13 protein-coding genes are annotated in these 15,351 nt (G+C 71.2%); 7 read left to right on the top strand and 6 right to left on the bottom strand.

Annotation, left to right across the window (positions count from 1 at the left end; all coding sequences use genetic code 11):
• The first annotated feature begins 13 nt into the window (after positions 1–13).
• Genes SCNRRL3882_RS03520 through SCNRRL3882_RS03500 form a run of 5 tightly spaced genes read left to right on the top strand, consistent with a single transcriptional unit; the run spans position 14 to position 7,242 of the window.
• Entirely contained in the window at positions 14–874 is an 861-nt protein-coding gene (locus SCNRRL3882_RS03520; RefSeq protein WP_010043835.1) for a bifunctional methylenetetrahydrofolate dehydrogenase/methenyltetrahydrofolate cyclohydrolase, read from the top strand.
• Positions 871–2,154, top strand: a complete 1,284-nt coding sequence (gene glyA, locus SCNRRL3882_RS03515) for a serine hydroxymethyltransferase (RefSeq protein ID WP_010043838.1) — start codon at positions 871–873, stop codon at positions 2,152–2,154. The genes SCNRRL3882_RS03520 and glyA overlap by 4 nt, the downstream gene beginning before the upstream one ends.
• A complete protein-coding gene (locus SCNRRL3882_RS03510) occupies positions 2,151–3,383 on the top strand; it encodes a sarcosine oxidase subunit beta family protein (RefSeq protein ID WP_010043841.1) in 1,233 nt (410 codons plus the stop codon). Before glyA ends, SCNRRL3882_RS03510 begins: the two co-directional genes overlap by 4 nt.
• A 21-nt stretch (positions 3,384–3,404) precedes the next feature.
• Complete coding sequence (locus SCNRRL3882_RS03505; RefSeq protein WP_010043842.1) at positions 3,405–6,644, top strand: sarcosine oxidase subunit alpha family protein; 3,240 nt, start codon at positions 3,405–3,407, stop codon at positions 6,642–6,644.
• On the top strand, positions 6,637–7,242 hold the full coding sequence (locus tag SCNRRL3882_RS03500; protein WP_010043843.1) for a sarcosine oxidase subunit gamma: 606 nt from the start codon (positions 6,637–6,639) through the stop codon (positions 7,240–7,242). The genes SCNRRL3882_RS03505 and SCNRRL3882_RS03500 overlap by 8 nt, the downstream gene beginning before the upstream one ends.
• 117 nt (positions 7,243–7,359) lie before the next feature.
• On the opposite strand, the gene SCNRRL3882_RS03495 is transcribed toward SCNRRL3882_RS03500, so the two are convergent.
• Positions 7,360–8,148 carry an IclR family transcriptional regulator gene (locus tag SCNRRL3882_RS03495; protein WP_050810285.1) on the bottom strand — a complete coding sequence of 263 codons (789 nt, stop codon included), beginning with the start codon at positions 8,146–8,148 and terminating at the stop codon, positions 7,360–7,362.
• 55 nt (positions 8,149–8,203) lie between these two features.
• On the bottom strand, positions 8,204–9,076 hold the full coding sequence (purU, locus tag SCNRRL3882_RS03490; RefSeq protein ID WP_010043845.1) for a formyltetrahydrofolate deformylase: 873 nt from the start codon (positions 9,074–9,076) through the stop codon (positions 8,204–8,206).
• A gap of 192 nt (positions 9,077–9,268) precedes the next feature.
• Between purU and SCNRRL3882_RS03485 the strand changes: the two genes are divergently transcribed.
• The gene (locus SCNRRL3882_RS03485) at positions 9,269–10,411 is read left to right on the top strand and encodes an aromatic ring-hydroxylating oxygenase subunit alpha (protein ID WP_010043846.1); all 1,143 of its coding nucleotides are present in this window, start codon (positions 9,269–9,271) and stop codon (positions 10,409–10,411) included.
• Between the two features lie 329 nt (positions 10,412–10,740).
• On the opposite strand, the gene SCNRRL3882_RS03480 is transcribed toward SCNRRL3882_RS03485, so the two are convergent.
• Positions 10,741–11,919: a DSD1 family PLP-dependent enzyme gene (locus SCNRRL3882_RS03480; RefSeq protein ID WP_010043847.1), complete on the bottom strand. Its 1,179-nt coding sequence runs from the start codon at positions 11,917–11,919 to the stop codon at positions 10,741–10,743.
• A 507-nt stretch (positions 11,920–12,426) separates the two neighbouring features.
• Here SCNRRL3882_RS03480 and SCNRRL3882_RS41575 point away from each other — a divergent pair.
• Positions 12,427–12,678 carry a hypothetical protein gene (locus SCNRRL3882_RS41575; protein WP_010043850.1) on the top strand — a complete coding sequence of 84 codons (252 nt, stop codon included), beginning with the start codon at positions 12,427–12,429 and terminating at the stop codon, positions 12,676–12,678.
• A gap of 49 nt (positions 12,679–12,727) precedes the next feature.
• Here the strand turns inward: SCNRRL3882_RS41575 and SCNRRL3882_RS03470 are convergent, their stop codons facing one another.
• The 3 genes from SCNRRL3882_RS03470 to otnI are packed head-to-tail and all read right to left on the bottom strand — an operon-like array spanning position 12,728 to position 15,331.
• Positions 12,728–13,474, bottom strand: a complete 747-nt coding sequence (locus SCNRRL3882_RS03470) for a FadR/GntR family transcriptional regulator (protein WP_010043852.1) — start codon at positions 13,472–13,474, stop codon at positions 12,728–12,730.
• Positions 13,475–13,484: 10 nt separating this feature from the next.
• Positions 13,485–14,531: a D-erythronate dehydrogenase gene (denD, locus tag SCNRRL3882_RS03465; RefSeq protein ID WP_010043853.1), complete on the bottom strand. Its 1,047-nt coding sequence runs from the start codon at positions 14,529–14,531 to the stop codon at positions 13,485–13,487.
• Positions 14,528–15,331 carry a 2-oxo-tetronate isomerase gene (gene otnI / locus SCNRRL3882_RS03460; RefSeq protein WP_010043854.1) on the bottom strand — a complete coding sequence of 268 codons (804 nt, stop codon included), beginning with the start codon at positions 15,329–15,331 and terminating at the stop codon, positions 14,528–14,530. The genes denD and otnI overlap by 4 nt, the downstream gene beginning before the upstream one ends.
• Positions 15,332–15,351 lie beyond the last annotated feature (20 nt).

The following is a 15,351-nucleotide window of genomic DNA, read 5'->3' as shown; positions in this document are numbered from 1 at the left end:
AGGAACACTCCAGGTGACCGCACAACTCCTCGACGGCAAGGCCACTGCCGCCGTCATCCGCCGTGAACTCGCCGAGCGGGTCGCCAAGTTGACTGCGGCCACGGGCCGGGCGCCGGGCCTCGGTACCGTCCTGGTCGGTGACGACCCCGGCAGCCACGCCTACGTCGGCGGCAAGCACCGGGACTGCGCCCAGGCGGGCATCGCCTCCATCCGCCGGGAGCTGCCCGCCGACGCCTCGCAGCACCAGGTCGAGGAGACGATCGACGAACTCAACGCCGACCCGGCCTGCACCGGCTACATCGTCCAGCTCCCGTTGCCGCGCCACCTCGACGCGGGCGCCGTACTGGAACGCATGGACCCGGCCAAGGACGCCGACGGACTGCACCCCGTCAACCTCGGCCGGCTCGTCCTCGGCGTCGAGGCCCCGCTGCCGTGCACCCCGCGCGGCATCCTCGAACTGCTCCGCCGCCACGACGTGCCGCTCGCGGGAGCGCGGGTGTGCGTGATCGGCCGGGGCATCACCGTCGGACGGCCCATCGGACTGCTGCTCACCCGCAGGTCCGAGAACGCCACCGTGACCCTGTGCCACACCGGAACCAAGGGCCTGGCCTGGCACGTGCGCGAGGCGGACATCGTCGTCGCGGCAGCCGGCTCGCCCGGACTGATCACCAAGGACATGCTGCGCCCCGGCGCGGCCGTCCTCGACGTCGGCATCACCCGCACCGACCAGGGGCTGGTGGGTGACATCCACCCGGACGCCGCCCAGGTCGCCGGATGGCTGGCGCCGATGCCCGGGGGCGTGGGCCCCATGACCCGGGCCATGCTGCTCGCCAATGTCGTCGAGGCCGCCGAGAGGAACGCGAACGCCGTATGAACGCGCTGAACACCCCCCTGGCGGAACTGGACCCCGAGGTCCACGCCGCGCTTCGCGCCGAACTGCACCGCCAGCAGTCCACCCTGGAGATGATCGCCTCCGAGAACTTCGCGCCCTCCGCCGTGCTGGAGGCCCAGGGCTCGGTCGCGACCAACAAGTACGCCGAGGGCTACCCGGGCCGCCGCTACTACGGCGGCTGCGAACACGTCGACGTCACCGAACGGCTGGCCATCGAGCGCGTCAAGGCCCTCTTCGGCGCCGGCTTCGCCAACGTGCAGCCGCACTCGGGCGCGCAGGCCAACACCGCCGTCTTCTTCGCCCTGCTCCAGCCGGGCGACACCGTCCTCGGCCTCGACCTCGCGCACGGCGGGCACCTCACGCACGGCATGCGGATCAACTACAGCGGCAAGATGCTGAACGTCGTGCCGTACCACGTGTCCGAGGCCGACAACCTCGTCGACATGGACGAGGTCGAGCACCTGGCCAAGGAACACCGCCCCAAGATGATCATCGCGGGCTGGTCGGCATACCCGAGGCAGCTCGACTTCGCGGCCTTCCGCCGGATCGCCGACGAGGTGGGCGCCCTGCTGATGGTCGACATGGCGCACTTCGCCGGCCTGGTGGCGGCGGGACTGCACCCCAACCCCGTGCCGCACGCCCACGTCACGACCACGACGACACACAAGACGCTCGGCGGGCCGCGCGGCGGCGTCATCCTCACCAACGAGGCCGACCTCGCCAAGAAGATCAACTCGGCGGTCTTCCCGGGGATGCAGGGCGGCCCCCTGGAGCACGTCATCGCCGCGAAGGCGGTGTCGTTCAAGGTCGCCGCGTCACCGGAGTTCGCCGAGCGACAGGCCCGTACCCTCGCCGGTTCCCGCATCCTCGCCGAACGCCTCACCCGGGCGGACGCGGCGGCGGCCGGGGTGAGGGTCCTGACCGGAGGCACGGACGTCCACCTCGTCTTGGTCGACCTGCGCGCCTCGGAGCTGGACGGCCGGCAGGCCGAGGACCTCCTCCACGAGATCGGCATCACCGTCAACCGCAACGCCGTGCCCTTCGACCCGCGCCCGCCCATGGTCACCTCGGGCCTGCGCATCGGCACCCCGGCCCTGGCCACCCGCGGCTTCACCGAGGAGGACTTCGCCGAGGTCGCGGACGTGATCGCCCTCGCACTCCAGCCGGAGCCGGACGTGGCCGCCCTGCGCGCCCGCGCGGAGACCCTGGCCGCCCAGCACCCGCTCTACCCGCACCTGTCCGAGGACGGAGACGCCCGATGAGCCCCCGCACCCCCGGCGCCGAGCTCCCCGAACACCCCGACTGGCTCTGGCGCAACCCCGAGCCGAAGCGCTCGTACGACGTCGTCATCGTGGGCGGCGGCGGCCACGGTCTGGCCACCGCCCACTACCTGGCGAAGAACCACGGCATCACCAACGTCGCCGTGCTGGAGAAGGGCTGGCTCGCGGGCGGCAACATGGCCCGCAACACCACCATCATCCGCTCCAACTACCTCTGGGACGAGAGCGCCGGCATCTACGAACACGCGCTCAAGCTGTGGGAGGGCCTGGCGGAGGAGCTCGACTACCCGATCCTCTTCTCCCAGCGAGGCGTGCTGAACCTGGCCCACAGCCTCCAGGACGTCCGCGACAGCGTGCGCCGAGTCGAGGCGAACCGGCTCAACGGCGTGGACGCCGAGTGGCTCGACGCGGACGGCGTCAAGGACGTCTGCCCGATCGTCAACACCTCCCCGGACGTGCGCTATCCGGTCCTGGGCGCTACCTACCAACCGCGTGCGGGCATCGCCAAGCACGACCACGTGGCCTGGGGCCTGGCCCGCTCCGCCGACGCCGCCGGTATCGACATCATCCAGAACTGCGAGGTGACCGGCCTCGACGTCGTCGGCAACCGGGTGGTGGGAGTCCGGACCACCCGCGGCCCGATCGCGGCGGGCAAGGTCGCCCTGTGCTCGGCGGGCCACACCTCGGTCCTGGCGGCCATGGCGGGCATCGAACTCCCCGTCCAGAGCCACCCGTTGCAGGCACTGGTCTCCGAGCTGCTGGAGCCGGTGCACCCGACGGTCGTCATGTCCAACGCGGTCCACGTGTACGTCAGCCAGGCGCACAAGGGCGAACTGGTCATGGGCGCGGGCATCGACTCCTACAACTCCTACACCCAGCGCGGCGCCTTCCACATCATCGAAGAGCAGATGTCGGCGGCCCTGGAGCTCTTCCCGGTCTTCGCCCGCGCCCACGTCCTGCGCACCTGGGGCGGCATCGTCGACGTCAGCCCCGACGCCTCACCGATCATCGGCCTCTCCCCGGTCGACAACCTCTACCTCAACTGCGGCTGGGGAACCGGCGGTTTCAAGGCCACCCCGGGGGTCGGCTGGGTCTACGCCCACACCATCGCCCACGACACACCGCATCCGCTGAACGCCCCCTTCTCGCTCGACCGTTTCACCACCGGCGCGCTCGTCGACGAGCACGGCGCGGCCGCGGTGGCCCACTAGGACCATCAGGGAGCCGACCCCATGCTGCTGATCCCCTGCCCGTGGTGCGGGCCCCGTGACGAGTCCGAGTTCCACTACGGCGGCCAGGCCCACGTGCCGTACCCGGAGGACCCGGCGTCGCTCACCGACGAGGAGTGGGCCCGCTACCTCTTCTTCCGGGACAACCCGAGGGGCCCCTTCGCCGAGCGCTGGAGCCACGCGGCGGGCTGCCGCCGCTGGTTCAACGCGGTGCGGGACACATCCACGAACGAGATCCTGACGGTGTACCGGGCGGGGGAGGAGCGCCCGGCCGCCATCGAGGCGCGCTCGCTGAAATCAGCCCGTCCGGCGCTTGAGGACGAGGCCGTTCAGGCCGAAGGGGGGCCTGGGGGCGCAGCCCCCAGCGGGGTCGAAGGGGCGGAGCCCCTGGAGGATGGGACGGGTAGCGGCGGCGAGGGCGAGACAACCCAGCCGTTCCGCCACCCCACCCGCGGCCGGATCCACCGCGACACCCCGATCACCTTCACTTTCGACGGCACCGCATACCAGGGCTACGAGGGCGACACCCTCGCCTCCGCCCTCCTCGCCAACGGCGTCATCCAGACCGGCACCAGCATCAAGCTGGGCCGCCCACGCGGCATCTTCTCGGCCGGCGTCGAGGAACCCAACGCGGTCGTCCAGATCGAGGCCCCGTTCCCCGAGCCCATGCTTCCCGCCACCACCGTCGAGCTCTACGACGGCCTCGTCGCGACCGGCCTCCCGGGCCAGGGCCGCCTCGCCACGGAACCGGACCCCTCCCGCTACGACGCCGTACACGCCCACTGCGACCTCCTGGTCGTGGGCGCGGGCCCGGCCGGCCTCGCCGCAGCGGCAGCCGCCGCCCGATCGGGTGCCCGCGTCATCCTCGCCGACGACCAGCCGGAACCCGGCGGCAGTCTCCTCGGCACCGGCGAGCACCTCGACTGGGTGAGCGAGACGACCGCCCGGCTGGACGCCGCACCCGACGTACGCGTCCTGCGCCGCACCACCGTCTTCGGCTACTACGACGACAACCACCTCCTCGCCGTGGAGCGCCGTACGAACCACCTCGGCGCCCAGGCGCCCGAGAACGTCTCCCGCGAACGCGTCTGGCGCATCCGCGCCCGCCGTGTCGTCCTGGCAACCGGCGTGCACGAACGTTCGCTGGCCTTCGCGGACAACGACCGCCCCGGCGTGATGCTGGCCGCCTCGGCCCGCACCTACGTCAACAAGTACGGGACCCTGCCCGGGCGCCACGCGGTCGTCTTCACCACCAACGACAGTGCCTACCCGGCGGCCCTGGACCTCATGGCGGCGGGCGTGACCGTCGAGGCGGTCGTCGACACCCGCACCGAGCCGGGGCAGTGGGCGACACGGGCCCGGCGGGCGGGCATCGAGGTACTGACCGGCCACGCGGTCACCGCCACGGAAGGCGCCCCCCGGCTCACCTCCGTGACCGTCGCCCCGTACGGACACACCGCGGGCCAGCGGGAGTTCGCCGCCGACCTGCTCCTGGTCTCCGGAGGCTGGAACCCGGTCGCGCACCTGTTCAGCCAGGCGGGAGGCAAGCTGCGCCACGACGAGGAACTCGGCACCTTCGTCCCCGACACCTGCCGCCAGGCGGTCGAGGTCGCGGGCGGCGCGAGCGGCGTCTTCGACCTGGCGCGCGTTCTCGCACAGGGGGCCGCCGCCGGAGCCCGCGCGATCGAGGCCGAGGGCTACACCCCGGAGGAGGCCCGCCTGCCACAGGTGGCCACGCTGCCGCAGACGCCGCCGATGCGGGCCTTCACCGTCCCGGGCCGGGAAGGCGCCCCGCGCTTCGTCGACCTGCAACGCGACGTCACAGTCGACGACCTGGGCCGGGCGACCGGCGCCGGCATGCGCTCCGTCGAGCACACCAAGCGGTACACCACGGCCGGCACGGCGAACGACCAGGGCAAGACCTCCGGCGTCCTGGCCAGTGGCGTCGTCGCCGAGCTGCTCGGCGTGGACATCTCCGCGCTCGGCACCACCACCTTCCGGCCGCCGTACACGCCGGTCTCCTTCGCCGCTCTCGCCGGCCGGCACCGCGGTGCCCTGCACGACCCGATCCGCACCACGGCCCTGCACGAGTGGCATGTCGCGCACGGTGCCCTGTTCGAGAACGTCGGCCAGTGGAAGCGGCCCTGGTACTACCCGCAGGACGGTGAGGACATGGAGACGGCCGTACTGCGCGAGTGCGCCGCCGCCCGCGAGGGCGTCGCCTTCATGGACGCCTCCACCCTCGGCAAGATCGACGTCCAGGGCCCGGACGCCGGCGTCTTCCTCGACCTGCTCTACACCAACATGATGAGCACCCTGAAGGTCGGCATGATCCGCTACGGCGTGATGTGCCGCCCCGACGGGATGGTCTTCGACGACGGGACCGTCATCCGCCTCGCCCAGGACCGCTTCCTGGTCACCACCACGACGGGCAACGCGGCCGCCGTGCTGGACTGGATGGAGGAGTGGCTCCAGACGGAGTGGCCCGAACTGCGCGTCCACTGCACGTCGGTGACCGAGCAGTGGGCCACCGTGGCCCTGGTCGGCCCGCGCTCCCGCGAGGTCCTCGGCTCGCTCGCGCCTCGGCTGGCCGTGAGCAACGACGACTTCCCGTTCATGGCGTGGCGCGAGACGACCGTCGCCGGTGTCGACGCGCGCGTGTGCCGGATCAGCTTCTCCGGTGAACTCGCCTATGAGATCAACGTGTCACCGTGGGAGGCCCTCGCCCTCTGGGAGGCGCTGTACGAGGCCGGCGCCCCGTACGGCATCACCCCGTACGGCACGGAGACCATGCACGTCCTGCGGGCGGAGAAGGGCTATCCGATCGTCGGCCAGGACACCGACGGCACCGTGACACCGCAGGACCTCGGCATGAGCTGGGTGGTGTCGAAGAAGAAGCGGGACTTCATCGGCAAGCGGTCCCACGCCCGTGCCGACACCGCCCGCCCCGACCGCAAGCACCTGGTCGGGCTGCTTCCGGAGGACCCGGGCACGTTCCTCCCCGAGGGCACGCACCTGGTCGCCGGCAGTGCGCTGCCGGCGCCGCCCGTCCCGATGCTCGGCCACGTCACGTCCAGTTACCGCAGCGCGGCCCTCGGCCGGACCTTCGCCCTCGCGCTGGTCAAGGGCGGCCGGGACCGCATCGGTGAGCGACTCTACGCCCCCGTGGGCGACCGGCTGGTCCCGGTGACCGTCGCGAGCCCCGTCCTCTACGACCCCGAGGGAGCCCGCCGCGATGGCTGACACCGCCGTTACCACCCCGCTCCGCAGCCCCCTGGCGCACGCCGCCGGCCGGCTGGCCGCCGCGACCCGCGCCTCCGGGGGCGCGGTCCGGCTGGCGGAACTGCCCTTCCTGACCCAGCTCAATGTGCGTCTCGACCCCAAGGGAGCGGCGGCGGACACCGTGGGGCTGGCGCTGGGCCTCCCACTTCCCGTCGAACCCGACACCGTGGTCCGCGCCGGGGAACTGACCGCGCTGTGGCTCGGCCCCGACGAGTGGCTCGTGGTGGGCCCGCCGGGCGGTCGGCAGGGCCTGGAGAGCCGGATCCGTGAGGCCGCGGGCGGTGAGCCCGTGTCCGTCATCGACGTCTCGGCTCAGCGCACCACGCTCCTCGTCGCGGGTCCCCGGGCCCGTGACGTGCTGGCCCACGGGTGCTCGCTGGACCTTCACCCACGGGTCTTCGGCCCGGGGCGCTGCGCACAGACGAACCTGGGCCGCGCCCAGGTCGTCCTGGTCGCCCGTGACGACCCCAGGGCCGGGTTCTGGGTGCTGGTCCGTTCGTCCTTCGCCGACTATCTGACGGACTGGCTGCTGGACGCGGCTGTGGAGTGGACGGGCTGACGCGGGCCGCAGGCAAGCGGCGGGCGGTGATCCGGATACCGGGTCACCGCCCGCCGCTCGTCGGGCTGGTCCTGCCCTGGTCAACGACCGAAGCGACCGAGCCGGGCCTTGCGGACCTCAGCCCGCATAGCCGAGACGGCGGCTGAGCTCGTCCGCCCCCGCGACCAGCAGGGGCGCCAGTTCGTGCATCCGCTCCACCGTGAGCCGGAAGGCCGGCCCCGACGCGCTGAGGGCGGCGACGACTTCGCCGTCGTCCGAACGGACGGGGGCGGACAGGGCGTTGAGGCCCTCTTCGTACTCCTCCACCGTGATGGCATAGCCCTGCTCACGGGCTTCGGACAGGTCTGCCTCCAGTTTCTTCCTGGAGGTCACCGTGCGCGGTGTGAATCGGGGGAGTCCGGCCTCGGCGAGGAGTTCGTCGCGGTCCTCGCGGTCGAGGTGGGCCAGGAGGATCTTGCCGCTCGACGTGCAGTGCAACGGCGTCAGCCGTCCCACCCAGTTCTGCGCGGCGATGGCCGACGAACCGCGCACCTGGTAGAGGTTGATCGCGTGGTGGGACTCCAGCACGGCGATGTTCATCGTCTCGCCGACCTCGTCGACGAGACGCTCACAGATCCCGCGCCCGTGTCTGGTGACGGCGATGCGGCCCGTCACCGCGCCGGCGAGGCGCACGACACCGAAGCCGAGCCGGTACTTGCCGCGTTCGCTCTCCTGCTCGACCATCCCGTGCGCTTCCAGCGCGCCGAGCAGACGGAACGCGGTGGACTTGTGGACGTCGATCGCCGCGGCCACTTCACTCACGCCCGCCTCGCCGTGCTGGGCGAGGATCTCCAGCACGGCGACAGCACGGTCAACGGACTGCACTCCGCCACTGGGAGCGCCTGCGGACTCGCCGTAGTTGCTCATGGCGAAACCCTAGGTGAAATGGTCAACAGGTGTGAGGGGGTGGAGGTCATTTTCCTCAGCGGAAGACGACCGTACGGTTGCCGTTGACCATGACGCGGCTCTGGCTGTGCCATTCCACCGCCCGCGCCAGGACCTGCGCCTCGACGTCGCGTCCCAGGGCCACCATGCTGTCAGGCCCCTGTGAGTGGTTCACGCGGATGACGTCCTGCTCGATGATGGGTCCCTCGTCGAGGTCCGGCGTGACGTAGTGGGCCGTCGCTCCGACGAGCTTGACGCCGCGCTCGTACGCCTGGACATAGGGTCGGGCGCCCTTGAAGCTCGGCAGGAAGGAGTGGTGGATGTTGATCGCCCGGCCTTCGAGCTGCTTGCACAGGTCGTTCGACAGGATCTGCATGTAGCGGGCGAGGACCACCAGGTCGATGCCCAGCTCGTCGACGAGCTCCAGCAGCCGCGCCTCCGCCTCGGGCTTCGTCTCCCGGGTGACGGGCACGTGGTGGAAGGGGATCCCGTAGCTCTCGGCGAGCGGTTCGAAGTCCCGGTGGTTGGAGACGATCGCCGGCACCTCGATGTTCAGCGCGCCCGTGCGCCAGCGGAAGAGCAGGTCGTTCAGGCAGTGCCCGAACTTCGACACCATGATCAGCGTGCGCGTCGGCGTCGACGCCTCGTACAGCTGCCAGGAGATCCGGTACGCCTCCGCCACCTGGGCGAAGCCGGACTTCAGGTCCTCCAGTGACGTGCCCGGGTCCGAGACGTCGAAGTGCACCCGCATGAAGAAGCGGTCCCGCAGCCGGTCGTCGAACTGCTGGCTCTCCTGGATGTTCCCGGAGTGCTCGACCAGGAAGCCGGTGACGGCGTGGACGAGCCCCGAGCGGTCGGGGCACGAGAGGGTGAGGACGAACTCGCGGCCGGTTGTGGGTCCAAGAGACACGGAGCCCTCCCAGAGGAAGTGCGCATTACGCAACGAGCTGACTGATACGCAACATGGTCCTGGCTGCAGCGGGCTGCGGTCAAGGGCTTGACAGTGCTTCGGGCGGGCTGCACCGTGAGTTGCGTAGCAAGAAGCTCGTTGCTTATGAGGCAACCACTCGCCGCCCCGAGGCGCTTCACTCCGAGGTGAACCATGACGACGACCGGCCTGCCGGAGAGCCTGATCGCGACCCTCCCCGGTGACCACTACACGGACCCGGAGATCTTCCGCCTGGAGCAGGAACACATCTTTGAATCCATGTGGTTCTGCGCGGCGCGCGCGTCGGAACTGGCGAAGCCGGGCGCCTTCCGGACCGTGGACGTCGGGCGGGAGAGCATCCTGGTGACCCGGTCGCGGGACGGCTCCGTCCGGGCCTTCTTCAACGTGTGCAGGCACCGGGGCGCGAAGCTGTGCACGCAGGAGTCCGGCGAGGTGAAGCGGGCCTTCCAGTGCCCGTACCACGCCTGGACGTACGACCTCAGTGGCAAGCTCGTCGCGGCCCCGAACCTCACCAGGATGCCGGACGTCGGCCGTACCGAGTTCGGCCTGGCGAGCGTGGCGGTGCGCGAGTGGCTCGGCTACGTGTGGGTGTGCCTGGCCGAGAACCCGCCCTCGTTCGAGCGGTCGGTGATAGCGGACGTGGTCGCGCGCCTGGGCGACGTGGAGTCCATCGAGCGGTACGACGTCGAGAGCCTGGAGGTCGGCCGGCGGATCGTCTACGACGTCAAGGCCAACTGGAAGCTCATCATCGAGAACTTCATGGAGTGCTACCACTGCGCGACGATCCACCCCGAGCTGACCGAGGTCCTCCCGGAGTTCGCCGACGGTTACGCGGCGCAGTACTACGTGGGACACGGCGCCGAGTTCGGCTCGGAGGTCCAGGGCTTCACCGTGGACGGCTCGCAGGGCCTGGACCGTATCCCCACGGTCTCCGAGGAGCAGGACCGCCGGTACTACGCGATCACGGTGCGCCCTCAGGTGTTCATCAACCTGGTCCCCGACCACGTGATCTTCCACCGGATGTTCCCGGTGGCGGTCGACCGCACGATCGTGGAGTGCGACTGGCTATACCTGAAGGACGTGGTGGCCGGCGGCCGGGACGTCAGCCGGTCGGTCGAGCTGTTCGACCGCGTCAACCGTCAGGACTTCGACGCCTGCGAGCGCTGCCAGCCCGCGATGAGCTCCCGGCTGTACGCCAAGGGCGGCGTCCTGGTGCCCAGCGAGCACCACATCGGCGAGTTCCACGACTGGATCCACGACCGCCTCGGCACCCGCGCGAACCTCGCGGAGTGCTAGGGCCTGTCGTTTGGATCAGGTCGCAGACGCGAGGCGCCGCCGATTCCCTGCGACCTGATCCCAAACGACAGTGCTCCTGGCGCTGAACGAGGCGGGCTTCTGCGGCGCCCCCGGCTGCTCAGGCGTCGCGGACTTCTTCGCGTTCGATGCCCAGCTGCTCGATCGCCGGCGATGGGATATCAGTCCCTCGAGTTGCCGTTCCGGACGTCACTCGGTCACCGTGGGCCACGTCTGAAGACATCTCTGTCCTCCGGTCGTCAACGTACCTCGCCGATGCCGAGCAGCGCACAGCATCGGGCCCGCGACTCATCCTGGTACCGAGTATCAGGTCACCAGCCGGTGACGCGGTTCCAGTAGGTCTGGATCGCCGGTGCGGGGTCCGAGGCCCGGGCGCTGTCGATGACTTGGTAGCCCTGATGCTGGGCGGCGGTGGCGCAGGCGTGATTGGGCAGGATGCGCAGGCGGGTGCCGATGGGCAGTTCGGGCAGTCGGGCGCCGTCGCGGGCGGTGAGGGTGCCGTGCTCCTGACTCGCGGCCGTCATGACCAGTCCCGGCACGAGCGTGCCGTCCAGGTCGGTGACCAGGCCGTATCCCTGGTCCTGCGTCTGGGCGGCGGTGCCACGGTCGCGGGACATGGCCATCCAGCCGCCGTCGGTGACGATCCAGCCGTACTCGGAGCGGTGGCCGATGACGGTGACGACGACCGAGAGGGCGAGGTCGTCGATGCCGCAGACACCGAGGCCGGCCATGACCAGGTCGAAGAAGACGTAGGTGCCGGCGCGCAGTTCGGTGACGCCGGTGAGGTCCTCGGCGGCGTGGGCGGTGGGGGTGGAGCCGACGCTGACGGTGGCCACGGGCAGGCCTGCCGCGCGCAGCCGCTCGGCCGCGGTGACGGCGGCGTCGCGTTCGTTCCTCGCCGCCAGACGCTGTTCCTCCGCGGTGGAGGCGAAGTAGGACTTGCCCGCGTGCGTCAGCACTCCGTCCAGGCAGCGCGCATCGTGCAGGATGCGGCCGATTTCGCAGAGCGCAGGGGCGCCGGGCTCGACGCCGCCGCGGTGGCCGTCGCAGTCGATCTCGATCTGGGCCGGGACGGGAACGCCGGCCTGGCGAGAGGCTTCGGCGACGAACTCCGCCTGGGCGGTGCTGTCCAGCAGGACGCGCAGGGTGACGCCGCGGCGCAGCAGTGCGACGACGCGCGGGAGTTTGCGGGGGTCGATGCCGACGGCGTAGGTGATGTCGGTGTAGCCCCCGTCGGCGAACGCCTCGGCCTCGGCGAGGGTGGAGACGGTGATGGGGCAGGGGGAGCCGTCGTGCAGCAGGGCGGCGACGTCGAGGCTCTTGGCCGTCTTCACGTGAGGGCGCAGGGCGACCGCGAGCCGGCCGGCCCTGGCTGCCAGCCGTTCGATGTTGCGCCGGGCCTTGTGGACGTCGACCACGGCGAACGGGGTGTCGGGGCCGGCAAGGGTCCGGGTGGTGCTCGGGTTGGCGGCGGGGGCGGGGGTGTTCACCGGGAGACGTCCATCCTCTTGAGAACGGCCAGGGCCCAGACGTGGGTGGGGGTGGCCTCGGCTATTGGACTGGCTGTCCAAGCCTGGACCTAGAATCTAAACGGCTCTGCCGGCGATCGTCCAGTGGGTCGCGCGTGACCGAGACCGCCCGTCCCTCTGCCCAGTCCGCAGGCAAGCCGCCAGGCTTGCGTGAGCGCATGCGTGCGACGGTCCGGGCGGAAGTGGTCGAGGTGGCGCACCGGCTCTTCACCGAGCAGGGGTTCGACCGGACGACCGTCCACCAGATCGCCGCCGAGGTGGTCTGTCGCGCGCCAGCCTGTTCCGGTACTTCGGCACTAAGGAAGAAATCGTCCTCGGACGCTTGCAGGAATCCGGTCGCCCAATCGCGGAGGCGCTCGCCGCCCGCCCCTGACGACGAGCGGCCCTGGGAGGCGCTGCGCCGGTCCTTCGACGTCCCGACGCGGATGAACGAGCAGGCGTCCGAGCCAGGCACTCACCTATCTGCGCGTGCTCCAGGAGACCCCGTCGCTGCGCGCGGGCCACCATGAGAAGCAACTGCTCTGGCAGGGACTGCTGGTGCCGGAGGTCGCCCGGCGACTGGGCGTCGGCCCCGACCGGCCGGAGGACACCAGGCCGAGCGCACTGGCCGCCGCCGCGCTCGCCTGCCTGGACGTGGCCGCCATGGGGTGGGTGGCTTGCGAGGGCACCGTTCCCCTGGCCGTGCTGCTCCACCGGGCGATGCGAGCACTCTCGGAGTAGCCGGGCCTCACCTGGCCCCACGGGGGCTCTGGCGGCGGCCCGCTCCCTGTCAGGGAGCGGCGTCGAGGTCCACGGCGAGGTCCTCGGTCTGCGTCCAGAAGCTGTCGTCGGCATCCTGGAGCCGGCCGGCGGCCTGCTGCATGTGGCGGCGTGCGGCGGCGCGTGCCGCTTCGGGGTCGCCTGCCTCGATGGCGGCGAGGATGGCGTGGTGCTCGTCCCGGACCGCTTCGATGAAGTCGTTCCGGCGTGCCTCGTTCGCACGCGTGACGCGGATACCGCTGCGCGACACGTCGCCCAGGTACCGCACAGTCGAGACCATCACGGCGTTTCCGGTCGACTCGGCGATGGACCGGTGGAAGGCCAGGTCCTCGTCCACGCCGTCGCCGCCGGCCGCCACCGCCGAGTCGATCGTGTCCAGTGCCTGACGCATGCGCGCGAGGTCGCGCGGTGTGGCCCGGGTGGCGGCGAGACTGGCTGCCTCGCCCTCCATGGCCCGGCGTACCTCCACGATCTGCAGCACCTTCGCCTTGGTGTCGGCGGCGTCGAGGTCGAGCGGGCGTGTGCGCCGGGGCAGGACGAACACGCCGATGCCTTGCCGCGGTTCGACCAGGCCCGCGTTGCGGAGCCTCGACAGGGCCTCGCGCACCACGGTGCGGCTGACGCCCAGCTGCCTGACCAGCTCCACCTCTGTCGGCAGTCGGTCACCCTCGGCAAGCCGCCCCGACTCGATCTCCTCGGAGAGCGTCGCGGCGACCTGGTCGGCGAGCCGGACGGGACCGGGCACCTTGGAAAACATGGTTTTCAGTCTATAGACCCTCGCTCGGCTGTCCCGCGGTGAGCGGCGAGTCGACCAGGACCGCGTCGCGGTGGTCGGCGGCGTAGTCCCGCACCACCGATGCGAAGTCCGGATCGGGCTGGAGCCCGAGTGCCGTGGCCCGCGTGTTGTCGAAGACGGAAGGCCACGAACCCACGATGGCCTCGACCTCATGATCGGGCGCGATCGTCACCAGGTCGGCGACGGCGTCGCCGGCCATCTGCCGCAGCGTGGCCAGCATCTCCGCGACCGAGACCGTGAGCCCCGGGAGGTTGACCGGCAGTCCGCCCTCGAACCGGCCCCTCCCCATGCCGCGCTCGGCCTCCGCGATGCGGAGGATCCCCTCGACCGTGCGCCGAGGCGACGCCAGGGCCACCCGCAGGTCGGGACGCACGGGACAGGTCGCGGGGAGGCCCGCGAGCGGCTCGCGGATGATGCCGGACAGGAAGCCGGAGGCGGCCGCGTTCGGCTTGCCGGGCCGCACCGAGACGGTCATCAGGCGGGCCACGCGTCCGTCGAGGAAGCCCCGGCGGGTGTAGTCCGCGACGAGTTGCTCGCAGACGAGTTTCTGGACGCCGTAGCTCGACCGGGGCGTGGGCAGCGTCGACTCGCTGACCACCGGCGGGAGCGGCAGTGCCGGGTCGGAGCCGTAGACCGCCACGCTGCTGGCGAACACCAGGCGCGGTGGGGGCCCGCCGGCGGCCGACTGCGCCCGGGCGGCTTCGAGGAGCGCGCGGGTGGTGTCCAGGTTGGCGCTCATGCCCAGGTCGAAGTCGGCCTCGCACTCGGCCGAAACGGCGGCGGCGAGGTGGATCAGCACGTCCACCGGCTCGGCGAACACGTCGTCGAGGCACTCGGCCAGATCCCCCCGCACCGTCTCCACGAGGGGGTCGGCCCTCTCCGGAGCCCCGGCCGGCACGATCCGGTCGGCGAGCACCAGCCGGTCGATCGGCGCACCGCGGAAGGTCCGTGTCCTGAGCAGGGTGCCGGTGACCTGCCGCCCCAGGAAGCCGAAGCCGCCCGTGATGACGATCCTCATGCGGTGTCTCCTCGGTAGTCGTTCAGCCAGCCGAGGCCTTCGCTCGTACCGGCGAGGGGGACGTACTCGCAGCCGATCCACCCCTCGAAGCCCAGGTCGTCGACGACGCGGAACAGGTGGCCCACGTCGAGCTCGCCCCGGTCGGGCTCGTGGCGGTCCGGCACACCCGCGATCTGCAGATGACCGACCCGGCCGCTCGGCAGATCGCGGCGCAGGGTGGTGGTGAGGTCGCCTTCGACGATCTGGCAGTGGTAGAGGTCGAGTTGCACCTTGAGGTTCGGGGCACCCACCTCCTGTACGACCTCGTGCGCCTCCGCCTGCCTGGACAGGAAGTAGCCCGGCATGTCACGGCCGTTGATCGGCTCGATGAGGATGTCGACGCCCTGCGCGGCTGCGCGCTCGGCGGCCCAGCCCAGGTTGGCCAGGTAGGTGTCGCGGTGCTCGGCCCGTTCCTTCGGCGTGGCGTCGGGCGGCACGAGCCCGGCCATCACGTGCAGCCGGGGGCAGTCCAGTGCGGCGGCGTACCGCAGAGCCCGGTCGATCGAGGAGCGGGTCTCCGCCTCCCGGCCGGGCAGCGCCGCCGTCCCGCGTTCTCCGGACTCCCATGCTCCGGGAGGCGCGTTGAACAGCACCTGCCTGAGGCCGTGGTCGTCGAGCCGGCGGCGCAGCTCCGTGGCGTCGTAGGCGTAGGGGAAGAGGTATTCGACGGCGGTGAAGCCGTCCGCCGAGGCCGCGGCGAAGCGGTCGGGGAAATCGTGCTCGGTGTACATCATGGACAGGTTCGCTGCGAACCTCGGCATGCTGGCTCCTGTGTGGGGAC

Source organism: Streptomyces chartreusis NRRL 3882, assembly GCF_900236475.1.
Classification (GTDB): Bacteria; Actinomycetota; Actinomycetes; order Streptomycetales; family Streptomycetaceae; genus Streptomyces; species Streptomyces chartreusis_D.
Note: the sequence above shows the minus strand (reverse complement) of the source record. Positions and strands in the feature narration are given on the sequence as shown.